General features: G+C 69.3%; 34 protein-coding genes and 1 tRNA gene. 27 read left to right on the top strand and 8 right to left on the bottom strand.

The genetic code is table 11. From position 1 onward, the window contains the following. Nucleotides 1–10 precede the first annotated feature (10 nt). Nucleotides 11–574: a TetR/AcrR family transcriptional regulator gene (locus BLR21_RS42470; RefSeq protein ID WP_176929621.1), complete on the bottom strand. Its 564-nt coding sequence runs from the start codon at nt 572–574 to the stop codon at nt 11–13. 183 nt (nt 575–757) lie between these two features. On the opposite strand from BLR21_RS42470, the gene BLR21_RS43770 reads away from it, so the two are divergent. The 3 genes from BLR21_RS43770 to BLR21_RS13540 are packed head-to-tail and all read left to right on the top strand — an operon-like array spanning nt 758 to nt 2,493. Continuing rightward, nucleotides 758–883 carry a hypothetical protein gene (locus tag BLR21_RS43770; RefSeq protein ID WP_256334669.1) on the top strand — a complete coding sequence of 42 codons (126 nt, stop codon included), beginning with the start codon at nt 758–760 and terminating at the stop codon, nt 881–883. Between the two features lie 25 nt (nt 884–908). After that, nucleotides 909–1,406: a hypothetical protein gene (locus BLR21_RS42465; protein WP_090006202.1), complete on the top strand. Its 498-nt coding sequence runs from the start codon at nt 909–911 to the stop codon at nt 1,404–1,406. A gap of 19 nt (nt 1,407–1,425) precedes the next feature. Continuing rightward, on the top strand, nt 1,426–2,493 hold the full coding sequence (locus BLR21_RS13540; RefSeq protein ID WP_090006201.1) for an LCP family protein: 1,068 nt from the start codon (nt 1,426–1,428) through the stop codon (nt 2,491–2,493). 39 nt (nt 2,494–2,532) lie between these two features. On the opposite strand, the gene BLR21_RS13535 is transcribed toward BLR21_RS13540, so the two are convergent. Continuing rightward, nucleotides 2,533–4,713 carry an ATP-binding protein gene (locus tag BLR21_RS13535; protein ID WP_176929620.1) on the bottom strand — a complete coding sequence of 727 codons (2,181 nt, stop codon included), beginning with the start codon at nt 4,711–4,713 and terminating at the stop codon, nt 2,533–2,535. 239 nt (nt 4,714–4,952) lie between these two features. On the opposite strand from BLR21_RS13535, the gene BLR21_RS13530 reads away from it, so the two are divergent. After that, nucleotides 4,953–5,729 (top strand): STAS domain-containing protein, encoded by a 777-nt coding sequence (locus BLR21_RS13530; protein ID WP_090006199.1) that lies wholly within the window; start codon nt 4,953–4,955, stop codon nt 5,727–5,729. A 28-nt stretch (nt 5,730–5,757) separates the two neighbouring features. Here the strand turns inward: BLR21_RS13530 and BLR21_RS13525 are convergent, their stop codons facing one another. Continuing rightward, on the bottom strand, nt 5,758–6,003 hold the full coding sequence (locus BLR21_RS13525; protein ID WP_090006198.1) for a hypothetical protein: 246 nt from the start codon (nt 6,001–6,003) through the stop codon (nt 5,758–5,760). A gap of 156 nt (nt 6,004–6,159) precedes the next feature. Here BLR21_RS13525 and BLR21_RS13520 point away from each other — a divergent pair, with 156 nt between their 5' ends. The 5 genes from BLR21_RS13520 to BLR21_RS13505 all read left to right on the top strand — a co-directional run bounded on the left by BLR21_RS13520 (nt 6,160) and on the right by BLR21_RS13505 (nt 9,570). Next, a complete protein-coding gene (locus BLR21_RS13520) occupies nt 6,160–7,032 on the top strand; it encodes an NsdA family TPR-like regulatory protein (RefSeq protein WP_090006197.1) in 873 nt (290 codons plus the stop codon). A gap of 64 nt (nt 7,033–7,096) precedes the next feature. Continuing rightward, nucleotides 7,097–7,459, top strand: a complete 363-nt coding sequence (locus tag BLR21_RS13515) for a hypothetical protein (RefSeq protein WP_143027711.1) — start codon at nt 7,097–7,099, stop codon at nt 7,457–7,459. Continuing rightward, the gene (locus BLR21_RS43765; RefSeq protein ID WP_256334668.1) at nt 7,456–7,587 is read left to right on the top strand and encodes a hypothetical protein; all 132 of its coding nucleotides are present in this window, start codon (nt 7,456–7,458) and stop codon (nt 7,585–7,587) included. The genes BLR21_RS13515 and BLR21_RS43765 overlap by 4 nt, the downstream gene beginning before the upstream one ends. A 4-nt stretch (nt 7,588–7,591) precedes the next feature. Further along, complete coding sequence (locus BLR21_RS13510; RefSeq protein WP_256334667.1) at nt 7,592–8,263, top strand: response regulator transcription factor; 672 nt, start codon at nt 7,592–7,594, stop codon at nt 8,261–8,263. Then, nucleotides 8,260–9,570 carry a HAMP domain-containing sensor histidine kinase gene (locus tag BLR21_RS13505; protein WP_090006195.1) on the top strand — a complete coding sequence of 437 codons (1,311 nt, stop codon included), beginning with the start codon at nt 8,260–8,262 and terminating at the stop codon, nt 9,568–9,570. The genes BLR21_RS13510 and BLR21_RS13505 overlap by 4 nt, the downstream gene beginning before the upstream one ends. Here the strand turns inward: BLR21_RS13505 and BLR21_RS13500 are convergent. After that, complete coding sequence (locus BLR21_RS13500; protein WP_256334666.1) at nt 9,548–10,417, bottom strand: exodeoxyribonuclease III; 870 nt, start codon at nt 10,415–10,417, stop codon at nt 9,548–9,550. The genes BLR21_RS13505 and BLR21_RS13500 overlap by 23 nt on opposite strands. Nucleotides 10,418–10,448: 31 nt before the next feature. After that, nucleotides 10,449–11,582, bottom strand: a complete 1,134-nt coding sequence (locus tag BLR21_RS13495) for an MFS transporter (protein WP_256334665.1) — start codon at nt 11,580–11,582, stop codon at nt 10,449–10,451. A gap of 54 nt (nt 11,583–11,636) precedes the next feature. Between BLR21_RS13495 and BLR21_RS13490 the strand changes: the two genes are divergently transcribed. Next, nucleotides 11,637–12,368 (top strand): AraC family transcriptional regulator, encoded by a 732-nt coding sequence (locus tag BLR21_RS13490; protein ID WP_090006457.1) that lies wholly within the window; start codon nt 11,637–11,639, stop codon nt 12,366–12,368. Here the strand turns inward: BLR21_RS13490 and BLR21_RS13485 are convergent. Beyond that, the gene (locus BLR21_RS13485) at nt 12,365–13,066 is read right to left on the bottom strand and encodes an SDR family NAD(P)-dependent oxidoreductase (protein WP_090006192.1); all 702 of its coding nucleotides are present in this window, start codon (nt 13,064–13,066) and stop codon (nt 12,365–12,367) included. The two genes, BLR21_RS13490 and BLR21_RS13485, sit on opposite strands and share 4 nt — an antisense overlap. Before the next feature lie 111 nt (nt 13,067–13,177). On the opposite strand from BLR21_RS13485, the gene BLR21_RS13480 reads away from it, so the two are divergent. Beyond that, the gene (locus BLR21_RS13480) at nt 13,178–13,732 is read left to right on the top strand and encodes a TetR/AcrR family transcriptional regulator (protein ID WP_090006191.1); all 555 of its coding nucleotides are present in this window, start codon (nt 13,178–13,180) and stop codon (nt 13,730–13,732) included. Between the two features lie 50 nt (nt 13,733–13,782). On the opposite strand, the gene BLR21_RS13475 is transcribed toward BLR21_RS13480, so the two are convergent. Together BLR21_RS13475 and BLR21_RS13470 are read right to left on the bottom strand one after the other, a co-directional pair. Then, a tRNA-Ile gene (locus BLR21_RS13475) sits at nt 13,783–13,860 on the bottom strand. Between the two features lie 154 nt (nt 13,861–14,014). Next, nucleotides 14,015–15,541, bottom strand: a complete 1,527-nt coding sequence (locus BLR21_RS13470) for a site-specific integrase (protein WP_176929619.1) — start codon at nt 15,539–15,541, stop codon at nt 14,015–14,017. Nucleotides 15,542–16,662: 1,121 nt separating this feature from the next. On the opposite strand from BLR21_RS13470, the gene BLR21_RS13465 reads away from it, so the two are divergent. From BLR21_RS13465 to BLR21_RS13390, 16 genes are all read left to right on the top strand, one after another. After that, nucleotides 16,663–16,914 (top strand): helix-turn-helix domain-containing protein, encoded by a 252-nt coding sequence (locus BLR21_RS13465; protein WP_143027710.1) that lies wholly within the window; start codon nt 16,663–16,665, stop codon nt 16,912–16,914. Next, nucleotides 16,911–17,120 carry a hypothetical protein gene (locus tag BLR21_RS13460; RefSeq protein ID WP_090006188.1) on the top strand — a complete coding sequence of 70 codons (210 nt, stop codon included), beginning with the start codon at nt 16,911–16,913 and terminating at the stop codon, nt 17,118–17,120. The genes BLR21_RS13465 and BLR21_RS13460 overlap by 4 nt, the downstream gene beginning before the upstream one ends. Before the next feature lie 78 nt (nt 17,121–17,198). Further along, complete coding sequence (locus BLR21_RS13455; protein ID WP_090006187.1) at nt 17,199–17,810, top strand: hypothetical protein; 612 nt, start codon at nt 17,199–17,201, stop codon at nt 17,808–17,810. Nucleotides 17,811–17,818: 8 nt separating this feature from the next. Next, nucleotides 17,819–18,100 (top strand): hypothetical protein, encoded by a 282-nt coding sequence (locus BLR21_RS13450; RefSeq protein WP_143027709.1) that lies wholly within the window; start codon nt 17,819–17,821, stop codon nt 18,098–18,100. Then, on the top strand, nt 18,100–18,969 hold the full coding sequence (locus BLR21_RS13445) for a hypothetical protein (RefSeq protein ID WP_090006185.1): 870 nt from the start codon (nt 18,100–18,102) through the stop codon (nt 18,967–18,969). The genes BLR21_RS13450 and BLR21_RS13445 overlap by 1 nt, the downstream gene beginning before the upstream one ends. Then, nucleotides 18,966–19,250, top strand: a complete 285-nt coding sequence (locus tag BLR21_RS13440; RefSeq protein ID WP_090006184.1) for a hypothetical protein — start codon at nt 18,966–18,968, stop codon at nt 19,248–19,250. The genes BLR21_RS13445 and BLR21_RS13440 overlap by 4 nt, the downstream gene beginning before the upstream one ends. Next, the gene (locus BLR21_RS13435) at nt 19,247–19,444 is read left to right on the top strand and encodes a hypothetical protein (protein ID WP_090006183.1); all 198 of its coding nucleotides are present in this window, start codon (nt 19,247–19,249) and stop codon (nt 19,442–19,444) included. Before BLR21_RS13440 ends, BLR21_RS13435 begins: the two co-directional genes overlap by 4 nt. Before the next feature lie 2 nt (nt 19,445–19,446). After that, on the top strand, nt 19,447–20,193 hold the full coding sequence (locus BLR21_RS13430; protein WP_090006182.1) for a hypothetical protein: 747 nt from the start codon (nt 19,447–19,449) through the stop codon (nt 20,191–20,193). Further along, nucleotides 20,190–20,408: a hypothetical protein gene (locus BLR21_RS13425; protein WP_090006181.1), complete on the top strand. Its 219-nt coding sequence runs from the start codon at nt 20,190–20,192 to the stop codon at nt 20,406–20,408. The genes BLR21_RS13430 and BLR21_RS13425 overlap by 4 nt, the downstream gene beginning before the upstream one ends. Further along, the gene (locus tag BLR21_RS13420; protein ID WP_090006180.1) at nt 20,405–20,878 is read left to right on the top strand and encodes a response regulator transcription factor; all 474 of its coding nucleotides are present in this window, start codon (nt 20,405–20,407) and stop codon (nt 20,876–20,878) included. Before BLR21_RS13425 ends, BLR21_RS13420 begins: the two co-directional genes overlap by 4 nt. After that, on the top strand, nt 20,875–21,330 hold the full coding sequence (locus BLR21_RS13415) for a helix-turn-helix domain-containing protein (RefSeq protein ID WP_090006179.1): 456 nt from the start codon (nt 20,875–20,877) through the stop codon (nt 21,328–21,330). Before BLR21_RS13420 ends, BLR21_RS13415 begins: the two co-directional genes overlap by 4 nt. Next, nucleotides 21,317–22,102 (top strand): hypothetical protein, encoded by a 786-nt coding sequence (locus BLR21_RS13410; RefSeq protein ID WP_143027708.1) that lies wholly within the window; start codon nt 21,317–21,319, stop codon nt 22,100–22,102. Before BLR21_RS13415 ends, BLR21_RS13410 begins: the two co-directional genes overlap by 14 nt. After that, nucleotides 22,099–22,332: a hypothetical protein gene (locus tag BLR21_RS13405; protein WP_090006177.1), complete on the top strand. Its 234-nt coding sequence runs from the start codon at nt 22,099–22,101 to the stop codon at nt 22,330–22,332. The genes BLR21_RS13410 and BLR21_RS13405 overlap by 4 nt, the downstream gene beginning before the upstream one ends. Next, on the top strand, nt 22,329–22,820 hold the full coding sequence (locus BLR21_RS13400; RefSeq protein WP_090006176.1) for a hypothetical protein: 492 nt from the start codon (nt 22,329–22,331) through the stop codon (nt 22,818–22,820). The genes BLR21_RS13405 and BLR21_RS13400 overlap by 4 nt, the downstream gene beginning before the upstream one ends. Continuing rightward, on the top strand, nt 22,820–23,545 hold the full coding sequence (locus BLR21_RS13395) for a hypothetical protein (RefSeq protein ID WP_090006175.1): 726 nt from the start codon (nt 22,820–22,822) through the stop codon (nt 23,543–23,545). The genes BLR21_RS13400 and BLR21_RS13395 overlap by 1 nt, the downstream gene beginning before the upstream one ends. Further along, nucleotides 23,542–23,814 (top strand): hypothetical protein, encoded by a 273-nt coding sequence (locus BLR21_RS13390; protein ID WP_090006174.1) that lies wholly within the window; start codon nt 23,542–23,544, stop codon nt 23,812–23,814. The genes BLR21_RS13395 and BLR21_RS13390 overlap by 4 nt, the downstream gene beginning before the upstream one ends. The last annotated feature ends 114 nt before the right edge of the window (nt 23,815–23,928 follow it).

The raw sequence follows: 23,928 nt of genomic DNA, 5'->3' as shown, positions 1-23,928 counted from the left end.
CTTTGACGAGTTATTTGGCCCTGAAGGTCCCGATCAGCGGTCTCAACAGGCCGTCGACGATGCCCTCGATCACGCCCTGTTCCTCGGACCTGAGCACGAAGGTCGAGATCAGCGCGGTGATGAGAAAGTCGGCGTCGAGGCGCTCCGGCAGTTCACCGCGCGCCTTCGCCCGGTCCACGGCGACCCGCAGGTGCTCCGTGTAGGCGCGGTCGACGTGCTCCTCGCGCAGGCACGCGAGGTCGGCGTCCTGGCGACTGCCTTCGAGCAACCCGAGGAAGATGCCGGCGGTGTCGAACGGCGTCGGCTCGCCCCACGCCCGCAGGATCTGACGGACGTCCTCGGCGAACGTGCCCTCGTCCGGCTGGTGCAGTTCGGGCAGGTTCGCCTTCAGAGCGTCCGTGATCAGCCGCGCCTTGGACGGCCAGCGCTGGTAGAGGCTCGCCTTGCTGGCGCGCGCCCGGCCCGCGACGAGGTCCATGTTGAACCGCGCGTAGCCGACCTCGGCCAGCACACCGAGCACGGCGGCGAAGACCTCCCGCTGACGCTCCGGCGCGTCCAGGGGCGTGCGACCCAAGCGGCCTCCATCTTTGGCCGCTGCTCCGCAGACGGCGGCGAGTTCGCCTTCAAGTCGGCCGTCCGACCTCCGCTTCGACCCGAATCGACTGCGGCAGTTGACCCGAAGAGGAAACCGGACGCCCGACGCGAACTCGCGTTCGGCATTGCTCAAGTGACGTGCACCCTACCGCCAGGCGCGTCCGTGAGCCGACCCGTGCGCCGCACCGACATCCAGCGCGGCTGTGTGCCGTGCAACGCCGTGATCAACGACTGGATGACCACGACGTACCTCCGATGTCGTCAGGCCCAAACCCAGGCGACCGTCTAGAACACACGTTCGATAAGATTGGTCGGTGAAGCTCGTCGTGCAGGTCAAGCTGCTGCCGACCGCCGAGCAGGCGGCGGCGATGCGGTCAACTCTGCACGCGTGCAACAACGCTGCTGCTGTCGTGTCGCGGGTGGCATTCGAGACACGTGCGTTTCGCGAGTACGCACTGCGCACCCTCACCTACTCCGGGCTGAAAGCGAGAGGGCTGGGCGCCCAGACATCCCAGCATGTGATCAAGAAAGTCGCGGACGCGTACACCACGTTGCACGCGAACATCCGCAACAGGGACCACTTTCATTGTCGCCGGTGCGGTCTCGCTGGACCCGCCGACATCGTCGCCGCCGTGAACATCCGAAATCGGGCACGGTCGGTGTGGGTACACGTCAACGTGCCCGACCCGGTCCCCGCTCAGGAGGAGACCGGGAAATGCGGCCCGCACGCGCGCAGCCAGTCGCGGGCGAGGAACGCGAACGACGCCCACGGGACCGAGCCTCTCGAGCTCGGGCCCTCCAGGGCCGAGTAGTTGACGGGGTGTTCTGTTCATGCAACGACGTGGCGGCTATCACCGCACGGTCTTCCTCGTCCTGACGCGTACCGCCTGGGCGGCCATGAGCGTGCTCGTCCTCGCCGCCTCCGCGTTCGCCTGGACCACCGTGTCCACCATCTCGACGGGGGTGGAGCGGTCCTACGCGATCCCCGAGGACGCACCGCGCTCGGAGTCCGGCCGCAACATCCTGATCATGGGCCTGACGACCAGGCTGGACCTGCACGGCGAACCACTCCCGGACGACGTGCTGCGGCGCATGCAGGCGGGCGAGAGCGACCGCGGCGGCTACAACGCGAACACGCTGATCCTGTTGCACATCCCCGTTTCCGGACCGGCCGTGGCGATGTCCGTGCCCAGGGACAACCTCGTCCCGCTGTCGTCGGGCGGCGAGGGCAAGATCAAGGAGGCCTACGGGCGGGCCAAGATCGTCGAGGAGGACCGGCTGCGCGCGGCCGGCACGCACGACAGGCGGGAGCTGGAACGCGCCGGGCGGGAGGCCGGGCGCAGGGCCCAGGTGCAGACGGTGTCGTCGTTCCTGAGCCAGCCGATCGACCACCTCGTGGAGATCTCGCTGATCGGGTTCTTCCACATCGCCGAGGGGCTCGGTGGCGTGGACGTGTGCCTGCACAACGCGACGAAGGACCCGTTGTCCGGCGCGGACTTCCCGGCCGGGCCGCAGCACCTCGACGCGGGCCAGGCGCTGTCGTTCGTGCGGCAGCGGCACGGGCTGCCCGACGGTGACCTCGGCCGGACCCGGCGGCAGCAGGCGTTCCTGTCCGCCGTGACCAGGCGGCTCAAGGGCGCGGACGTGGGCGCGGTGCAGGCGATGATCGACATGGCCAGGCAGGATGTCGTGCTGGACGCGCGGTTCGACCTGGTCGAGTTCGCCCGCGACATCCCTGCCGAGGTGCGGTTCGACACGCTGCCGATCGAGGGCGCCGCGCACCTGGGAGGGCTCGACGTGAACAGGGTGGACCAGGCCAAGGTGCGGGCGAAGGTGACCGAACTGGCCAAGGCGCCGCCCCCGCCACCACCCGGCGACGGCGTTCCCTGCATCGACTAGACGCGGCCCCTCTGGGAGTACGAAAGCTCCCCGCGTGCGCTAGACGCGGCGTTCGGTGACCCAGGTGGCGATCTGCGCGCGGGAGCTGAAGCCGAGCTTCTGCAGGATCCGCTCCACGTGCCCCTCCGCGGTCCGCCGCGCGATCACCAGCCTGGCCGCGATCTCCTTGTTCGACATGCCACCGGCGATGAGGTCGGCGACCTGCTGCTCGCGCCGGGTCAGCGGGGTGAGGGCCAGGACCGGCACCGGGTCCTGCGCCTGTTCCTCGCCGATCGCGAACGCGACGGCGTCGTCCAGTTCGAGGTCCATGCCCTTGCGGAACACCGCCCGGAACTCCTGCTCGCCGAGCGCGGAGACCGTCGCAGACTCGCATTCGCCGTGCGGCGTGCCGAAGTAGCGCGACCCGAACATGGGAAAGCCCACCGACTGCCAGATCTCGTTGGTGGCGCCCAGCAACGTGGCCGCGCGCACCGCGTTGCCCTGCGAGGCGGAGATCCAGGCCAGCAGCTCGATCGCGAGCACGATGCCCAGCAGGTCGTGGAACGAGCGCTTGATCCGCAGGCACTCGCGGCCGAGCACGTCGGCGCGGACCAGGTCGCCGCTGACCCACGCGCACAACGCCAGCACCCAGATCGCGTAGGCCTGCGCCCACAGTTCGCCGTGCTCCTCGCCGACGGCCTTGGCCTCGACGCAGAGCCGTTCGGCGGACGCGAAGTCGCGCCGGAACGTCGCCGAGATCGCGAGCTCGATGCCGGCGAGCATGGTGTGGCTGTTGACCGTGCCCTGGCTCCGGTACAGGCGCATGGCCTCCTGGAACCCGCTGTCCGCGAGGTCGAGGTCGTCGCCGACCAGGTGCGTGCAGGCGATGCGGTGGGTCGCGTAGGCGAGCGCGGACCCGTCGCCGGACTCGACGGCGTACTCGCGGCACTCGTCCAGCATCCGCACCGACGCGGGCAGGTCGCCCTGCAACGTCGAGACGTAACCGTTGACCCACAGCGCTTTGGCCCGCAGCGGGCCCGGTTTCGCGCTCGCCACGGCGCGGTCGAGCCAGTGGCGGCCCTCCCCGAGCATGCCGCAGCCCGCCCAGTAGAACCACAGCGTGCTCGCCAGGTGCACGCAGTGGTCGCCGCCGTGGTCGAAGCCGAAGTCCAGGGCGGACCGCAGATTCCCCTGCTCCAGACGCGTGAGCGCGAAGATCTGCGGCTGGGCCGGCCCGAACCACTCCTGTTCGCGGCGCTCGGCCCACTCGATGAAGTGGTCGCGGTGCCGTTCGCGCATCACCTGTTCACGGCCGGCGTCGCGCAGCTTCCCCAGGCCGTACTGGCGCAACGGCTCCAGCAGCCGGAAGCGGGTGCCGGACGGCTGCTGCTCGGCCACCACGACGGACTTGTCGACCAGGCCCATCAGCGAGTGCATGACCTCCTCGGGCGGGACGCTGTCGCCGGAGCAGACGCGTTCCGCGGCCTCCAGGTCGAACGTGCCGGAGAACACCGACGCCCGCGCCCACAGGATCTGCTCGGACCGCGTGCACAGGTGAAAGCTCCAGTCCACCGCGGCGTGCAGCGTCTGGTGGCGGGGATCGCCGCCGCGCTTGCCGTCCGCGAGCACCCGGAAGGTGTTGTCCAATCTGGACGACAGGTGGTCAAGGCCGAGCACGCGCAGGCGCACGGCCGCCAGTTCGATGGCCAGGGGGATGCCACCCAGCAGCGCGCAGATCTGGCTGACCTGCTCGTGGTTGCGCGTGTCGAGGACGAAGCCGGGGTCGACGGCGACGGCCCGTTCGGCGAACAACGCCACCGCCGGGTCCTGCGGCAGGGGCGCGACCTGCCAGAGGTGTTCGCCGTCGACGCCCAGGCGTTCGCGGCTGGTGGCGAGCACGCGCAGGCCGGGGACCCCGCGCAGCAGCGCGTCCACGAGACCGGCGGCCGCCGCGATGACGTGCTCGCAGTTGTCCAGGACGATCAGCATCTGCCGGTCGCGCAGGTGTTCCACCAGGACGGTGCGGTGCATGCGGACGGTGTCGTCGTGGACGCCCAGCTGTCCCAGAACCGTGTGCACGACCAGTTCCGGGTCGGTGACACCGCCCAGGTCGACGAACCACACCCCGTCGCGGAACGCCCTGCTCGTCTCGGCGGCAGCACGCAACGCCAGCCGCGTCTTGCCCACGCCACCGACACCCGTCAGAGTGACGAGGCGCGACTCGGACAGCAGCCTCCTCACTTCGGCGACGTCGTGCTTGCGGCCGACGAAAGTAGTTGTGTCAGCAGGCAAATTGCCTTTGCGACCTGGGTAAAGCGAACCGCCCACAGCGGCACCCTAGGTCTGCTCGATCTCCCGCTGCAATGCGGTCCCCCGGAGGTACCAACGCTGAAACACGGGTAGTTACCCCCTAGGGCGCATGCGGTCACCTCGCCAGTCTTGAAGGCTTGGGGAGACGTGGCCGCGGGAGGGGACGGATCATGGCCGGTGACAGCCTCGAGGTCGACGTCCGGGAGCAGAACGGCGTACTCGTCGTCCGGTTCAGCGGACGGCTCGACTGGGCGACGTACATGCGCGCGCAGGACGTGTTGCTCGACCACGCCACCAAGGAGCTCGTCGGAGTCGTGGTGGAGCTGGACGAGCTCGTCGCCGAGTCCCCCGCGCTGCTCGTGCTGTTCGACGTCGTGTGGCTGTCCGCGGTGCGCTGGCCGGGCATCTCGCTGAGCATCGTCGTCAGTGATCACCAGCTGCGCTCCACGCTGGAGTCGCGCGGGCTCCCCCGGCACATCCCGATGTACTCGACGACCTCCGCCGCGGTGGCCGCGGTCGAGCGGCTCAAGCACGAGGACCGGGTGGACGCGCCGCTGCCGACGTGCCGCTGCCTGCCCCACGTGGCCGAGCGGATCACCGAACGCGCCTGTGAGCGGTGGGGCATCCAGTCGATGCTCGACGTCGCACCTCAGGTGGCCGTCGAGCTCGTGTCGCACATCGAGGACGACAGCCCTCTCGCGCTGCTGCTGCGCATGCGTGGGAACAAGTTGTCCGTGGCCGTACGCACGACCGCACGCTTCGACCTCAAGCAGTGGCACATCATGCGGCACAACGTCGCGTCCATCGCCGTGTGCAACTTCACGATGGGCGAGACGCCGGCCGGGGCCGGACGGCACGTCATCTGGTCGGTGCTCGACGTGCCTCAGGACAGCCAGCGGCCTCCGATCCACTTTCCGGAGACTGCCGCCTTCACCCATCAGACTTAACGCTTCCGGGTCGTTCTGAGTGGCGGTCCTACTGGCAGTGGGCCAGCGTCGCCGCGACGCTGGTGCGGTAGGCCCTGAGGACCTGGCGGTCCGCCGCCGCCTCCGACGAGCCGACACACTGGTGCAGCCAGCAGCGATGCAGGGCGCACGTCACCCGTGAGCAGGGGTCGAGGCCCAGTTCCTCGGCCAGGTCCTCGGCCTTGAGGACCGCTGTCAGCGTCGTGTCCTCTGTCTCGGAGGAGGTCACCAGCCGCAGGTGCGCGCGTCGCCTCATGAACAGATCCTGCTCCCTGGATTTTCGTCCTGCCTACCCGCATTACTACCTGCTTAACCGCCACCTCCGGACAATTCCAGGTGACACGGGACCTCTTCTCAGCCGGACCTGCGCGCCCTACCCTCGGAACCCAACGGCGGCGCAGAGGTGTACTCCATGGCGGATCCTGCGTACTTCCCTCCCCCGCACTCCAGCCGCATCGGTGCGAGCGATGTGGAGCAACTGGAGTCGCAGACCCGTTCGCTGCGTTCGGTGGACTACCAGTACGGCGGAGGGGCGTGCCGTGACGCCGTGGTGGTGCGGATCTACTGGGCGCAGCAGCTGCTGGCCGCCGAAGCTTCGGACGGGGTGCGGGCGCGCCTGTTGTCCGCGGTCGCGGATCTGCACAACCTGGCCGGGTGGACGTCGTTCGACAGCGGTCAGGTCGGGGCGGCGTACCACCATTTCGACCGTGCGCTGGACTTCGCGCGTCACGACGAAGACCTCACTACCAACATCGTTTATCGGCGTGGGCGCGTGCATCTCCATCACGGCGCACCGGGCGATGCGCTGGCTTACTTCCAGAGGGGCGCCTTCGCGCCGCTGGCGGCGAGCATCATGTACGCGAACGAGGCGTGGGCGTACGCGCACCAGGCCCGTTCCGCCGAGGCGTTGCGAGCGTTGGGGAAAGCGCAGGACTCGTTCGCGTCCGCGGATCTGGCACACGTGCCCGACTGGGCGCGGTTCCACGACGAGACCGACCTGACGGCGATGACCGGCACGATCCACACCGAGCTCGGCGACACCCGTGCCGCGATCCCCGCGTTGCGTTCGGCGATCGAGAACTTCGGCCCGGCGATGGCGCGCAGCCGGACGTTCTGCCTGATCTCGCTGGCCACGTGCCACTTCCTCGACGGCGACTTCGACGAGGGCCAGGCCGTGGGGACGCGGGCGGTGCGCGCGGCGGAGGAGCTGAAGTCGGAGCGGGTGTGGGACCGGATACGCCCGATGGCGCAGGCGGCGGCCGTGCGCGGGATAACCCTGCGTTGATCTTTGCGGAACCCGAACATTCGGCGGACCTCGTTCTGACCATGGCCGGTCATCGTTCTGTGCCATGAACATTTCGCGAATCGGTGGGCTCGTGGTGGGAATGCTGTTGCTGGGCGCGGGGACCGCGGCGGCGCAGGAACCGATCACGATCAGCCCGGAGAAGGTGCGGCAGATCTGCTCGAACCGCGTCCCACGCGTCGAGGCCAAGGTCAGGGCGCTGACCGACAGGATCAACGGCAGCGCGGAGACGCTCGGCTCGAAGAAGTGGATCGAGCAGAAGGCCGCGGACGCCCGCAAGGCCGGCAACACGGCGCGCGCGGACGTGCTCGACGCGCGGCTGAAGCTGCGGGACGCACAGCTCGTGAAGCTGGCGAAGGCCGGCGAGCGCGTCGCCGAGTTCAAGTCCGAGCACTGCGGGTCGAAGTGAGATGGGTCGCCGCGGCCGTACTGCTGTTCGCCCTGACGGCGTGCCGGGGCGAGGAGCCGGTGCCGGACCTCGATGATGTGGAATCAACGCTGAACAGCATCGAGTCGGACATCAACCAGCCGGGGTGAACGCGTGGAACGTGGCCTGGTGCTCGTCGTGGAGGACGAACCGGCGATCGCCGAACTGGTGGCGCTGTACCTGCGGCGCGACGGCTTCGGCGTGCACCTGGAGTCCTCGGGGGACGCGGCACTGGCCGCGGTCCGCTCGCTCTCGCCCGTCGCGGTGGTGCTGGACGTCGGTCTGCCCGTGCGCAACGGCATCGAGGTCTGCCGGGCCATGCGCGCGGCCGGTGACTGGACGCCGGTGCTGTTCGTGACGGCCCGGGACGACGAGGTGGATCGCTTGCTCGGGCTGGAACTCGGCGCCGACGACTACATCACCAAGCCCTTCAGCCCGCGCGAACTGGCTCTGCGCGTGCGGACGGTGCTGCGTCGTTCGTCCGGCACCGTGCCGGACGTTCTGCAGGTGGGTTCCGTACGGCTCGACGTCGGCGAACGGCGTGCGTTCGCCGATGCCACAGAGGTCTCCTTGACCTCGACCGAGTTCGGACTGCTTTCGTACCTGATGAGAAACCCGCGCCAAGTGTTCTCGCGCGAGCAACTTCTCTCTGCCGTGTGGGGCTACTCGTCCGTGGCCGGCACACGAACCGTAGACGTCCACGTAGCCCAGCTACGCGCCAAGTTCGGCGCACTCAGTCCAATTCGGACGGTGCGCGGCGTCGGCTACTCGGCGGACGCGTCGTGAACCTCGCGGGCAGAATAGCGTTGCTGTGCCTCGGAGTCGCGTTCGTGGCCGTGACCGTGGCGGGCTTCGTGTCGATCCGCCAGGTGCTCTCGACCTCACAACAGGTGAGCCGCGAGTTCCTGCGCTCCCAGGCCGACGTGGTGGCGGGCCAGATCTCGAACAACCGGGTCGAGCAGATCCTGGAGGGCCAGGACATCGCGATCGTCCGGATCACCGCGTCCGGCGAGGTCACCGGCGACCGGGCCGCCGTCCGAGCGGTGCGCGCGGTGGACTACCGCGAGGTGCTGTCGGGTTCTGCTGTGTCCGGGGTGAGCGGCCGGCTGAACGTGGAAGCCCGTCCGTCGGGGGCGGGCGGCTTCGCCCTGGTCCAGGAGACCGAGACCAGCGGCACCTACCGCACACTGGTGCGCAACATCCTCGGCGCCCTCGGCATAGGCCTGGCCGTCGCCTGCCTGGCAGGCCTGGCCCTGGGTACCTTCCTGGCCCGCCCGCTGCGCCGGGTCGCCTCAGTCGCCCACTCGATGAGCGCGGGCCGCCGTGACCTCAGAGTCCCCGTCTCCGGCCCCCACGAACTGGCGGAGGTGAGCCAGGCGGTGAACTCCCTGGCGGACGCGTTGCAGCGCAGCGAATCCCGCCAGCGCGACTTCCTGCTCTCCGTCTCCCACGAACTGCGTACACCCCTCACCGCCGTCACGGGCTTCGCCGAGTCCCTGGCGGACGGCGTGGTCTCGGGCACGCAGGTGGCCCCGGTGGGCACCGTGATCCTGGAGGAGTCCCGCCGCCTGGACCGCCTGGTCACCGACCTGCTCGACCTCGCCCGCCTCGGCGCCGACGACTTCCGCCTGGACCTGGCGGCCATCTCCCTGGAACCGGTGGTGCGCTCGGCCGCCGAGGTCTGGCACGCCCGCTGCCACGCCCGCGGAGTGCACTTCGCGCTGGAAGTCACGTCCTCGCCGGTGGTGCGGGCGGACGCACGCCGCCTGCGCCAGGTCATCGACGGCCTGCTGGAGAACGCCCTGCGCGTCACACCCGCCGGCCGCCCGGTCGTGCTCGCCCTGTCCACCGTCCTTCAGGTGCGGGACGGCGGCCCCGGTCTCGCCTCCGAGGACTACCCCGTGGCGTTCGACCGCGGGGTGCTGCACGCGCGGTACCAGGATTCGCGACCGGTCGGGACCGGCGTGGGGCTTGCGCTGGTGCACGGGCTGGTGACGCGGATGGGCGGGACGATCGTGGCGGGGCCGGCGGCGGAGGGCGGGGCGGCGTTCACCGTGACACTGCAGCCGGTCACTTCGCCTGCGGGAGCTTGACCTTCTTCTTCGCGCCCGGCGACGAAGGCGGCGGCACCACGGGCCCGATGTCCCCGTCCGGCGCCTCGTCCAGGTCCACGATCACCGGCGCGTGATCGCTGGGCCCGGTCCCCTTGCGTGCGTGCCGGTCGATCCACGCGGCCTTGGCCCGTGGCGCGACGGAGCTGGACGCGAGGATCAGGTCGATCCGCATGCCGAGGTCGCGGTGGAACATGCCGGCCCGGTAGTCCCAGTAGCTGAAGATGCGCTCGGTGGGCCATCGGTCGCGCACGACGTCGTGGAACCCCAACGCTTCGATGGCCTGCAATGCGGCGCGTTCGGGTTCGGTGACGTGGGTCTGGCCGATGTAGGCCTCGGGGTCGAACAGGTCGGCGTCGGTGGGCGCGATGTTGATGTCGCCGCACACCAGCGCGTCCGAAGGGCCAGCCTCCAGCACGTCGCGCAGTGCTGCCAACCACTCCAGCTTGTACTTGTAGTGGTCCGACTCCGGCTCACGGCCGTTCGGCACGTACAGCGAATGGACGCGCACGCCGCCGCACGTTGCGGCTACGGCACGAGCCTCTACGTGCGGGAAGCCCGGTGCACCGGCTACGCCTACTGCGACGTCGTCCAGGCCCACGCGGGAGAGGATGGCCACGCCGTTCCACTGCGTTTCGCCGAACAGGGCGAACTCGTAGCCGCGTTCCTTCAGGGCGTCGCTCAGCAGCGTGGTGAAGGCGTCGTCGGCCAGCTTGGTCTCCTGCAGGCACACGACGTCCGGCTGCCGTTGGTCCAGCCACGGCAGCAGGCGGGGCACGCGTTGCTTGACGGAGTTCACGTTCCAGGTCGCCACTCGCACGCGCTCCACGGTAGTCACACGAGCTAGAGCGCGCATCGAGCTAGACGCGCACGGGCGAGCGCAAGCCGCGTGCTGCCACCCACGCGACGATGGGCAGCACTACGAGAGACAGCAGGCCCCACTGGAGGTTCCACACGCCCGCGATGGCGCCGACGACCGGAGAGCCCAGGCCGCCGATGCTGACCGCGAGGCCGAGCGTGACGCCGCCGGCGGTGCCGAGGCGGTTGGGCAGGTAGTCCTGGCCGAGAGTGACGTGCAACGAGAACGGCACGTACAGCGCCACGGCCGTGAACGCCACCATCAGGTACACGGCCGGACCGGGCACCAACGCGACACCGGCGACCGCCGGCACCGCGACCGCATAGGACACCTGAAGGACACGCACGCGCCCGAACCGTCCGGCCAGCACGCCGCCGAGCAACGTGCTAGCGGCACCGGCTCCGAACAGCACGACCAGCGCCGCCGCTCCGGCCGCCGGGCCGCCGCCGACGCGGCCGGTCACCCAGATCGCGAGGAACGTGCCGAGCCCGAACGTCACCATCGAACGCGCGACGATCACCACCGTCAGCCTGCTGAACTGGCCCCAGTCGTCACGGCCCACCGAAACCTGGCCCGCCGCGGCAGCGCCCTGCACCCCTCGCAGCGCCACCGTCGTCAACGCGCCTCCCACCAGCGCGGGAACCGCGAGCAACGGACTCCACGCGAGCCCGCCGAACGCCAGCACCGGTGTGACGAGCACAGGGCCCAGGGCGAACCCGACGTTGCCGCCCACCGCGAACCAGCTCATGCCGACATGGCTGTCCTGCGCGACGCGACGCGCGAGACGGGCGGCTTCGGGGTGGTACGCGGCGACACCGAGGCCCGACAACGCGATCGCGAGCCACGTCAGCAGGTACGAGTCGCTCAGGCCGGACAACCCGATGCCCACGCCGGCGAGAACCATGCCGAGCGGAACCAGCCACGGCATGGGCCGCCGGTCGGTCAACACCCCGAACAGCGGCTGCACGACCGACGACAGCAACGTCGCGGCGACCGTGATGCCGGCCGCCGCGACGTAGCTGTAGTCGCGTTCGAGTACCAGGAACGGCACGACGGCCGGCACGGCGCCCTGGTAGAGGTCGTTCACCGCGTGCCCGGCGACCAGGACCGACATCCGCCGGCGAGAGTTGTCCACGCGGTGATCGTCGCGCCCGCCAGCGCGTTCGCGATTCCGATATTCTGCCGATCTATGTCGAATTCTCGCCATCTACCGGCGGCGCCGACCACAAGCCGCGACCTGGCGGCCGCCGGTGGCGTCACCGCGCACTGGCACGACGAGCACCAGATCGTCTACGCCAGCCGTGGCGTCGTGGCCGTGCACACGGAGACGTCACGCTGGATCGCGCCCGCGCACCGTGCGTTGTGGATCCCGTCCGGCGCCGTGCACTCACATCGCGCGTACGGCGTCACACGGCTGCATTTCCTCGGACTCACACAGAACCCGCTGAAGCTCCACGAGCCGACGGCACTCGCCGTCTCCCCTCTGCTGCGTGAACTGCTCATCGCCTACACAGAGCTCACCGACCGAGAAACTCCTGCGGGCAAACGAATGCGCGCGGTACTGCTCGACCAACTGGCCACCGCCTCCGAACGACCGGTGCGCGTCCCCGCCGCCCACGACCCCAGGCTCGCGGCGGTCTGCGCGACGCTCGAGACCGACCCCTCGGACACACGCGGTCTCGAAGCGCTCGGCCGCACGGCAGGCGCGAGTAGCAGGACGCTGACCAGGCTGTTCCGCGACGAGATGGGCATGTCCTTCCCCCAATGGCGCACGCAGGTGCGGCTCTACCACGCCCTGCGCCTGCTCGCCGAGGGCCAGCCCGTCACCGCCGTCGCCCTGCAGTGCGGATTCGCCACCGCGAGCGCGTTCATCGACGTCTTCCGCCGCTCGCTCGGCCACACCCCCGGTTCGTACCTCTAGAGCACCGAGAACACCTCCTCCGCGCGGTCCCGCTGCACGAACATCTGCCACGCGGTCTCCGCGATGTCGTCCGGGTCGAGGGTGTGCCCGGCCAGAGAGCCGAACCGCTCGGGCATGGACTTCACCGTCTGGTGGATGTCGCCACGTTCAACCACGCCACCGATAGTGAGCGTGCCCGCGTACACACCCTTCTCTGCCAACGCCGCGTTCAGCGTCACCGCGTAGTTGCGCAACGCGGCACTCGTCAACGCGAGCGCACCCAGCATCGGCATCGGCTGCACAGCACTCAGCCCGCCGGCGAACAGCAGACCACCTCCGCGCTCGACCACACCCGGCAGCACGCGCTGGACGACGTCGATGGCCGGGTAGAGCCAATCCATGGCGGCACGCGCGTCGTCGGACGTGGCCGACGTGATCTCACCGGGTGCGTCGTTCAGATCGGTGGCGCCGGGCCCGTAGTACACGACGTCCACCGGACCGATCTCGTCCAAAGTAGACAGCAGCGACTCACGGTCGCGAACGTCGACGGCGTACGCCCGCCCCCGCACGCCGGCCGCGGCAAGAGACTTCAGGTAGTCGTCGTGCCGATCACCACGCCGCGAGAGCAGCACGACGTCGTAGCCCTCACGCCCGAAGCGGTGCGCGATGGACAGGCCGAGCCCGGGACCGACGCCGAGCACAACAGCGGTGGGAGACATGGGTTCCGTCCTTCCGAACGCTAATTCGAGGCAACCCTCGACTTACGCCCGCCGACGCTACCACAGAATTCGAGGGCACCCTCGACTTAACCCCCGAGTAGGATCCGCCGCATGGTCACCGCGTCGAGGCCCCTGCGTGCGGACGCGGCACGCAACCGGGACAAGCTGCTGGTAGCGGCCACGGAGCTGTTCGCGGAACGCGGCCTCGACGTACCCCTGGAACACATCGCCCGCAGGGCCGAGGTCAGCATCGGCACGCTCTACAAACACTTCCCGACCCGCGACGACTTCGTGGCGCAGATCTTCCCGCAGCGCCTCGCCGCCCTGGACGTCATCGGCGACAGGGCCCTGGCCGAACCGGACCCCTGGCAGGCCTTCGCCGGCTACCTGGACGACCTCTACGCGTTGCAGGCGGAGGATCGGGGCCTCAACGACGTGCTGGCCCGCGACCTGCCGAACGCCCCCGAGGTGGTCTCGGCCTGCCACCGCGGGGCCGGGCACGCGGGAACCCTGATCGACCGCGCCCTGGCGGCGGGCGTACTGCGCGCCGACTACTCGATCGCCGACCTGGCAACGTTGACCAGGGCGATGGCCCAGGTGATCCGCGATTCACCCGGCGAGTGGCGGCGCTTCCTGTCGATCTACGTCGAAGGCCTGCGCGCGTAGCGAAGCGCCACTGAAGTGCCGCGTCCGCACGTGATTCGACCTGGTGGAGGTGGTGGGGCAGGTGGGGCTCGAACCCACGACCTGACGGATTATGAGTCCGCTGCTCTAACCAACTGAGCTACTGCCCCCTGGTCCCAAAGGATCTCGAACATCCTAGCCAGTCCCACGAATCCACTGGTCGTAGCCCTCGGCGAATCCCGGACGGCGCCTGTCAGTCTCACCCGTCCAAGTACGTCCCAAGGGGTCCGCGTACACACCGCGCACACACCGCGTACCCACGACTTAGCCCTGCTGAGCGCGTTGACCTCGCGCTCGCGGGATGATGCTGGCGCTCAGCTCGGCTGCCTCGTGAAGGGCTTCGTCGTAGAGATGAACGTAGGTGTCACGAGTGATCGCCGCCGTAGCGTGTCCAAGCGTCGCTTGAATGATCTCGATGGGTAGGCCAGCTGCAGCCATGACCGTGGCCGCGCAGTGCCGTAGGTCGTGCAGCCGCACAGGAGGCAGGCCGGCCTTCGCACAGAGTTGTACGTGCCTCTCGGACACCCACTCGGGATAGAGCATCTCCCCGTTCGGCTTGGTGAAGATCCGTCCGCTCTCGACCCATGCCGGACCACAAGCAAGCTTTTCCTTGGCGCGCCTGCGCTTCTGCGCTTCGAGACCCTTCATCGAGTCCAGGTCAAGGCCGACGAACCGCTCGCCGCTGCGCGTCTTGGGTGCGCTGAGCTCGGTGGTTGCCCCCATCTGCACCAGTTGCTCAGCGATCCGGAGCCGCTTGTTCGCCTTCTCGAAGTCGACCTCACGCAACCCGCATCCTTCACCGCGGCGTAGGCCCCGCTTGACGAACAGCGCCCACATGGGACCGAGACGGTCCTTCTCCGTGTGGTCCAGGTAGACGCCGATCTGGCGGGGCGTCCAGACCATGACCGGGCATGGCTTCTCCCCGGTGCGTTGCCAGTGCTCGACACGCTCGTCGGTCCACACCATCGGCTTCGGGCGCGAGACCGTTGCGAGCTCGACGAACGAGGCGTGATTGACGGTCAACAGGCTCGGAATCGCGTCGGCTATGGCCTTCCGCAACGTCGCAAGGATGCGGATCTGTGTCGTTGGTCCGGTGACCCGGCGGAAGGGCGGCATGGCTTCGAGCTGCGCCATGAGAGCTCTGCGCGCGGCGTGCTTACGCGTGTCGTTGAGCGTGTCGACGAGGCCTCGTCTAAGCGCGTTGGTCTCGGCGATCTCGATGTTGCGCTCGCCGATGCTGGCGAACATCTCTTCGATGTCGAACTTGTTCAGCTTCAGGAGCGGGATGTGCCCGAGCGCGGGCTTGAGGTGATTGCGTATGTGACCCTCGTTGTTCTTCAGAGTGCCCGTGCGCCTCTTGCCCTTCCGACGCGCCACCCACCGGTCCAGGTAGTCGCCTGTAGTCAGCTCTTCGGTGAGTGGCTGCCGCAGATTAAGGCGGCGTGAGATCTCGTCGCGGTTAGGGATGGGCAGCTTCTCCTTCGAGACCTTCTCAAGGAGGTCGGCGAGCCTGGTGATCGTTGCCGCGTCTGCATCGCGGACGAGGGTTAGGAGTGCGCGCACGTCGTCGCGAACTTCGACGGCTTTGGCTTCGCTCTTGAATCCGCCGCGCGAGAATGCTCGACGGGTGCCGTCCTTTCGAGGAGGTATTTCGAACCGAGTTTGATACAGACCGTGACGGGGTGGATCCATCTTTGGGCATTGACTGTTCAATTGCTTGCCGTCTTCGTCACGGCATCCACATCTCTTGGATATTGTCTCTTTCATCTGCACCCTTTCGAGCGCGCTCAACTGAGGCGAACCCATCGGGCTGGCCTCTAAATGGCTTCAAATGACTATTGCTCTGAGCTCGACTCGGTGTCGTCCGCTGACGAGCGCCCCCCGCGATCTACGCGGGCGAGTACCACTCGTCGATCTGCTGCAGCCGTCGCTTGAATCTCGTCACCAGTGCGCACGATCAAGAAACCGAGCCACGTCGCCACCGTCGTGACGTAGATCCACCATCGCGGACCCTCGTCCCATAGCCTGCCCACGATAAATGCGCATAGCACATCGGCGGCAAGAATGACTGATAGCACGAGTGCGGCAGTGAGAATGGATTTCCGGACCGTCAGCATGGATGCGCCTGAGGCGACAACACGTGCAGTACGACGGATTGACGACATCCGTTCGCCTCCAAATAGAAGCTAGGAGTCCTCCCCCAGTGGAAGGCCAGTTAATTCGCGTATAGATACATCCCCTCATCTCGTTACCGACCAGCCCTCACGAACTGGAATCAGCACCCGTTTAGGGCAGCTAACTACCGCGCCTCCTACGCTACGTAGGACCCGTTTGGTTAGGCGAACCTTCGTTGATCACCCGCTGAGCGGCACGACGGAAAGCTTCCGACCCAACTAGGTCACGCACTGTGCGCAACAGGTCGACCGCTTTCTGCTCATCCGCCGCGACGTCAGCGGCCTCCGCAACGGCCGGCCTCGGCACATCAGGAAGCGGCGTGAAGTCACCGCCACGGAGAACGACCCGCGCTGAACCAGGGGCCCACATCAGCCCGGTCTCGTACTTCGTGAGCGTTGCCCCCCTGGCCCCTGGCGCCTTGCCTGCTTCAAGCGCCTGCACCCGATCCAACGACAAGCCACCACGAGTGGCGACCTGCGTCTGCGTCCACAGGTTCTCGCTTCGCCAAGCGGTTCCGACCCTCGCGAGTCGATCCCAGTCGTTCCCCGCCTCGTCCATACGTCGATGGTCTCGTATGGAGCCGCACGTGTCTAGACGGGATCAGGCGGGTTTCACGCCAAAGTATGCATGATCTGACCTGCGAATACTGGATCATGGTCGGTTTCCAGCACTATTCCAGCCCGTCCTTACAGGTTTCCTACTTGAAACCCGCCTGATCCCGTCCTATGGTTCTCGTCATGCCCCCGACCTCCACTCCCACCAACGGCGCCGCAATCCGCGCCATCCGCGAACGCACCGGCCTCAGCGTTCGCGACATGGTGCGCGGGCTCGCCGAGCTCGGCATCGAGGTTCACGAGGACCACCTGCGCAACGTGGAAAACGACCGGCGTAACGCCGGTCCGCAGCTCGTGAAGGGCATCGCGGAAGTCCTGGCGGTGCCACAGACGGCGATCCTCGGGTCCGTCGCCATCGCGAGCGTCTCGAAATGACGCCCGACGAGATCCGGGCGTTGCCCGCGTTGATCCCCCTCGACGCAGCAAACAAGGCACTCAGCCTCAAGCGCTCGACCGGCTACCGCCTGGCGCAGACCGGGCGCTACCCGGTCGCCGTCAAGCGAGTCGGAAACGGCTACCGCGTTGCCACCCACGACGTGATCGCGTTCATCGGCCTCGAAGCCGACCCAAAACCCGCCTGATTCCAGCAGCAGAAGGGCCGCCCGCGCGCCAGGCCCGGCGCGATCGGACGGCCCGTGACCAGAGAGAAGGACCCTCTCGTGCCCACGACGATGATCTCACCTGACCCCCAGCCTGACGACAACCGGCCGAGCCGCTGGTTCACCACCGGCCAGCTACCCGACGTCGAGCCCGCGCGGCCGGACGTGCAGCTGCCGTTCGAGCCGTGCCTCCTGGTCGCTTCCCCGTCCGCGGTGCCGTTGCCCAAGCGGCCAGGCGGTAAGCACCGCAACGGCACGCCCGTGCACCAGCTCATGCAGGCATCGCTGACCAAACCGACGGCGGCCGACCTCGCGACGCTCTCCGCCGTCGTCGACGAGCTGAACGGCGCGCTGTCGCACGCAGCGGCCGAGCCCGTAAGCGACGAACTGACCAGGAAGTCCGCCGAGCGCGGCGACGCCGTACGCCCCGAGTTCGCCGCGGCCGCAGCGCGCCGGATCGCCAAGGGTCACCTGAGCTACAGCGAGCGTGAGTCGATCGCCGGCGTGTTCAGCGCCTACGCCAAGCTGCCGACCAGCGCGGCGCTGCCGGTGGCGCTGCTCGCCGTGCTGGAATCCGCCGTCGCGGTGCTGTCGGTGTCGCGCGTCGACCAGCAGCTCGCGATCGAGACCGACGGCCCTACCACGTCGACCGGTACGGACGGTGCCCTGTGAGCCGGGCCGTGCGCAGCAAAGCCATGCGCAACGTCATCCGCTGCCGGTTGGTCGCCACCGGGCTGGAGCGTCAGGCCGTCGAGCAGCCGCCACGCGGCCCTGTCGAGCAGCGCGCCGCAGCGGTGGCCCGGTTGCGCGCTCACCGCGCGTGGTCCCACGCCGCAGCGACGGCGGTGTCGTCCTACCGCGACGGCAGCGCGGCCCGCGAGTTCGCCGAGTCCACCGCGCGCCTGCTCGACGTGGTCGTCGACGCGATGCAGCGCGAGCTCGCGCTGATGGACGGTGCCTGATGGTCACCGTGCCGAAGTGGCAGGAGCCGCTCGTCGCCCAGGCCGAGGCGGCTGAGCGGACGTTGCGCGCGGTGATGCACGCACCCGGTGGCGGTGCCGGCGCGATGGCGGCCGCGGCCGCCGCTGATCAGGACCTGGCCGAGCTGTGCCGCGCGTTCGCCGCGCGGTCCGGCTCGCCACTGCTGCAGCGGCTGCTCATGCACGGCGCCCGTGCGCTCGACGCTCACGCCGGCGTGCTGCTGGCCGCGACGATCGACCCCGACGAGCTCGTCGTCCCGGCCGCGCCCGTCGAGGTCGACGAGGACCAGGCCGAGCACGACGACATCGTCGAGGACGAGGACCAGGCCCTCGTCGAGCCCACCCCGGAACCGGCCGCCACCAGCGGCGACGCTCCGGCGAACGCCGCGGTAGTCGAGCCCGCGCAGGCCTCTCCCGAGCTCGTCGCCGGCACGCGTGTCGAGATCGTCGGCGGAACGCTCTTGGGCCGCGCCGGGGTGGTGGCTGACCCGCCCGAGGTCGAGGAGTACGCCGGCGAAGAACCAGGAGCGCGGGTCTGGGTCGAGACCGCCGGGGGCGACCGCGTCAGCCCGCTGGTCACCGATCTCAGGGTGATCTCGACCAGCCAGCACGACCTGTGGCAGGCCTCGTTGGTCGAGGTCGCCGAGCTGGTCGAGCACGTTCGGATGAACGCGGGCTACTGGCACTCCGATGGCGACAACGACAACGCCATGTCCGCGCGGCGGTCTGCGCTTGTCGCGGTCGAGGGCATCAACCAATGCATGGCCACTCTGGAGCGGCTGCGGGCCGAGCTCGTGGCGGGCGTCGCCAGGGCCGAAGCGACCGACCGTCACGCCGGTGGCGCGTCGTGATCGCGGTGACCCGGCCCGGTGTCGGGACCGTGTCGGCGGCCGCGGTGCTGCGGGCGGTGCTGCTGTTCCTGCTCGACGTGCTGGAGTGCCTGGGCTCGATCCTGCAGCCGGCGTTCTGGTCTGCGGTCGCGCTCGCGGTCGCGTGGCTGGTCGGTATGGAGCTCGGCGCCCGCGAGGCCGACCCGACGTTCGGCGGGTTCGTCGCCGGTGCGCTGGCGATGTGCATCGTGCTGTGCCTGCTCATCTGGGCCGACCGCCGCCACCGGTGGTGGGCCCCGTGACTACGCCGCTCGAGCACGAGCCTGACCTGGCGCAGGTCGTCGACGACGTCGAGCAGATCGCGCCCCTGGCCGTACTGCTCGCGGCCGCAGTCATCGGCGTCGCCGCGACCGGCGGCTTCCACCTCCTCATCGTGCCCAGCGCGCTGGTCGACCTCGTGCTGTTCCTGTCCAACCTCCTGTCCCGGATGTGGTGACCATGACCGTTCAAATCCGTCCCAGCCTGGAGCAGCCGACGCCCGACGTGCGGGCGGCGCGCATCGCCAAGCTGATCGTGACGGTGCAGATCCACAGCACCCGCTCGCTGCTCGACCCCGACCGGTGCAGCGGCTGCGGCACCGAGGTCGCCCTCGACCGCAACGCGATCCACGCGCATGCCGCCGAGCAGGCTCTGGTCGCGCTGCCCGAGGCGATGGGTGTCGAGGTGCCAGCCGACGCCGAGCTCGTCGAGCGTGCGCTGCAGGTGCTCGACGGTGAGGCCGGAAGTCCCTTCTGGCGTGGGCACATGACTCGCGTGCACAACGAGGTCTTCGGGCCGCTGATCGCCGCGATGGTCACCGAGATCCGCACGGTCGGGCTGGCGTGGGAGACGCTGTCCGGCCTCTACGCCGACGCCGTGGCCGAGCACAAGACGGACCGCGACTCGCTGACCAACGAGCGCGACCACCTGCGCATCGAACTCCGCGACCGCAACAAGGCCTACGGGCGTGCGTCGACCACGATCGGTGAGCTGCGCGCGCACAACGCGCGGCTGCGCGACCAGCGTTTCGACGCGATGACCAACCGCGGCGCGGCGATCGCCGATCTGGCCGCGACGCAGCGGCAGGTCACGCGCCAGCAGGAGACGATCCTGTACCTGCTCAACAAGGTCCGCGGGCTGGGCGGCGCGGTGGACGAGGCCGAACTCCTCGCCCCGCCCGAGGCGACCGTGACGGCTGGCCGATGAGCGCCGGGGACACGTGGGCCAACGACTCCGAGTCGACGAAGGGGCGGGGCTGCTTTCCGCGGCTCGCGCTGCTGGCGTCCGTCGCCGCCGTGGTGCTGGTGCTGTCCGGTTGCGACGAGCTCTCGCCCGTCGAGCCGTCCGCTCCGGCGACCGGTGTGCAGCCGCAGCCGCCCGTCACCGCGGTGGTGCCGTCGGCCGTAGTGGTGAGGCCATGACCGCCACGAGCACGCCGGTGCGGTCGTCGACGTCCTCGACGCCCACACCGGTCGAGGAACAGGAGGTCCTCGACCTGATCTCACGCGGCCTGACCGACCGCGAAATCAGTGCCGACCTCGCGCTCTCCTCATCCACCGCCCGGCGGCGCGTCGAGCGGATGTACGACCGGCTCGGCGCCGAGAACCGCGGGCACGCGGTAAGGCTCGGGTTCGAGCGGCAGCTGCTCACCCCGTCGAACGTGAACCCGTTGCCGGGCACGCCGAGCCTGCGTCAGCGGCAGGTGCTGGAGCTGATGTCGCACGGCAAGACGAGCGACCAGATCGCCGAGCGGCTGGAGCTTGCGGAGAACTACGTCCGCAAGCTGGCACGCGATCTGTACCGCAGGATCGGCGCCCGATCTCGGCCGCACGCGATCCGTCTCGGGTTCGAGCACGGCCTGCTCACGCCCGCCGGGGGTGAGCGGCGATGAGCCCGCGCAAGGCATCCATCGAACCGACGCCCCGCGAGCTGCAGCAGCTCGACGAGATGTCGCGAGGCAAGAGCTACCTGCAGGCCGCGGACGCGCTCGGGATCGCCGAGGACACCGTGCGGGCGACCATGCGCCGCCTTTACCGCCGCATCGGTGCCCGCGACCGCTCACACGCCGTGTCGATCGCGGTGTACCGCGGCTGGCTGACGGTGCCGCCCAGCACGGACCGGGTCGACCTGACCAGTGACGAGCTGCTGCTGCTCGCGTTCATCTCCACGGGCCGGACCTACCGCGAGATCGGGCCGCACACGGGCGTGACCGAGGCGATCGTCCAGGAGCGGGCGGCCAGGTTGTTCCCCAAGCTCGGCGTCCGCGACCGCACCCACGCCGTCCGCCGTGGTTACGAACTCGGCCTGATCCGACCGCTGCCGTCCGTCGGTGCACGTGGTTAGCCGGCCGGTCGCCGCCGTGCGTCGCGCCGTGCGGCACCTGGCGGGCCGTCACTCACTGCAGATCTCGCTGGGCAGCGCCGTGTCCGGAGCGTGGCTGTGGTCGGTGGACTGCGTGTGCCTGCGCGAGAACCGGTCACGGTTTCAGGGCCGCGGCGACACCCGCGACACCGCCCTCGCGGCCGCGAGGGAGCTCGTGCGCGACGTCGACGAGGTGACCGCCGTCAAGCACGTGTTCGGCGCCCCGGCTGTGATCCGGTTCTGGGGAGAGACGTCGCTGTGGGTGCAGGCTGGCCAGCTAGCGCTGCCCGAGCACCTGCGCGGCCGCGGGAACGTGCTCACTGTCGGTACCGGGCGGCGCCCAGACAACGGCCGCCCCGTCGGCTGGGCCGCGCTCACCGATGCCGGCTGGCATCAGAAGGGCTCGGACGACCTCGGCGGAACCTGGCCGGTGCGGGCACTGTTGGCGCTCGCGGTCGGCCGCGGGCTGCAGTTCTACCCGCCGGGCCACGTTGTCGACGTGGTCGTCGACAACCTCGATGTCGCCCACATGGCCCGCCGCATCCTCGCAGGCCGGGTCACCAGCTGGCTCGACGCGCCGTCCTGGCTGTCCCGCGAGGCGTTCGTCGCGCTGCACAAGGCGGCCAACCGACGCCTGCGCGTGCGCGTGATCGAGATCGACCGCCGCGACGACTACCCACTGCACGCCGTCGCGAAGCGGCTCGCCGAGCACATGCCTGTCACCGACCTGTTGCGCCCCAAGGAGAACGAGTGAACTGGCTCATCGTCGGCGTGATCGCCGCCGTGGTCATCGCCGCCCTGGTGGTGATGGCCGTACTCGCCGAGAGGCGCGACGACCCCGCGCCGGAGCGTGACATCGGCGCGCTCGGACTGCCCGCCGTACGCGGCGAGCTCGTGCTGCGCGACGTCCAGCACGAGCGCCACCAGCAGCGCGAAGCCCAGCGCACCAACCGTTACCGCAACGACCGAGGAGACACCCCTTGACCGCCATCGAACCGACCGGCGACCCGTTCGAGCACGGCGTCGTGCACATCGCGGGGCTCGACGTCCAGATCGGACAGCTGCTGAGGCAGCGCTGTGGTTGGTGTGCCGAGGTCCTCGTGGACTACGACCTCGCCCTGACCGCCGTTCCTGAGGGACAGGCCGGCCGTCCGGCTACGTGGCCGGTCGGTGGGCTGGTTGTCGTCGACGGTGGCGTGAAGGTGTCCGTGTCGCACACCGCCGCCGACCAGTTGCCGAAGAACGCGTGCGTCGGGCTGCCCGCGCCCTGGGTAGCCGACCTGTTCGGCGAACCGCCGGTCGCCACGGTCGTGGCCGTGCTCAGCACGTGGGCGAGGTGCAGCCCGAACGGCGACCCGTCCCAGCCGCTGCGCAACGTCAACGACTCCGCGCTCAACCGGGTCGACAACCTCGCCCGCCTCGCCGCCCAGGCCGTGCTCGCCGGGCCACGCATCGAACCGGGAGACCTGTGATGTCCCACATCGCGACCGTGCTGATCGCCGACAGCCAGCCCAGCGGGCACCACGCCGTGCGCGCAGCCTCGCTGAACCGCAAGACCACGCTCGTGGTCAGCAGCCCCGACCAGCTGCGTGGCAAGATCCTCGATCGCGACGTCGAGGTGCGCTCGGTCGCCGAGCGTATGAAGGCCAGCGTCTACGAGGCGATCAAGGAGCAAATCCGGTTCGCCCAGGCCTTTTCCGGGCCTGAGGCATCCGAGCTGGCCGAACGCGTCGTCGCAGCCGTCACCGCCCGCCTAGACACCGCCCACCACGAGTGGCAGCCCGGCAGCGTCCTCGCGCACGCTGTGCTTGCCGAGCTCATCGGTGCACTGGACCAGAACCCCGGCATGCGCGGCAGGCTCAACCGTGACTTCCTCGCGCAGATCTGCGACGTCGTCGCGGCCACGCTGCCGAAGCAGGTCTCTGCGGACTCGGCCGAACCGTTCAACGTCGTTCGACTGGGCCCGCGCTACGGCACGGTGCTGCTCGTCGACTCGCTCGCGCACGGCCCTGCGCTCGTCGAGGCGCTGGGCCTGCACATCGACAGCACTGTCGTGGTGTCCGCGCCCCGGCAGCTCGACGACATCGCGCTGCTCGACGACGTCGAGGTGATCGACCGCACCGTCGCCATGTCCGCCGCGCTCCGGTTGGAGATCGACGAGCAGCTGCAGCGCTGCAAGAACAACGGGTTCCGATGAGCTACGAGTGCTGCGACAACCCGGACCACGCTTGCAACGAGGAGTACCTGGACTGGGACGACGAACCCGGACTGCCCAAGGAGGAGCCGGACTGCTACGCGTGCAGCGACAGCGGGTGCCCGGCGTGCGAGCCGCACCCGAACGGCTGCGACTGCGCGGGCTGCGCTGACGCCCACGTAGCCGAGTACGAGGTGTTCGACTCGCCGGAACGTGACGAGGCCGCGCTGAGCCTGGTGGCGTTCGCGTTCGTCGACGAGCCCCCGTACTGACCCCACCCACCCGCCGCGGCGGCCGGTGCCCTCTTCCCCGAGGCGCCGTCCGCCGCACACGCATATCCACCGGCAACCGTCCTGAAAGGACACACGCGTGCGCACAACCTCTAG

The organism is Lentzea albidocapillata subsp. violacea (assembly GCF_900100275.1).
Lineage (GTDB): Bacteria > Actinomycetota > Actinomycetes > Mycobacteriales > Pseudonocardiaceae > Lentzea > Lentzea violacea.
This window is presented reverse-complemented; position numbering and strand designations above follow the sequence as displayed.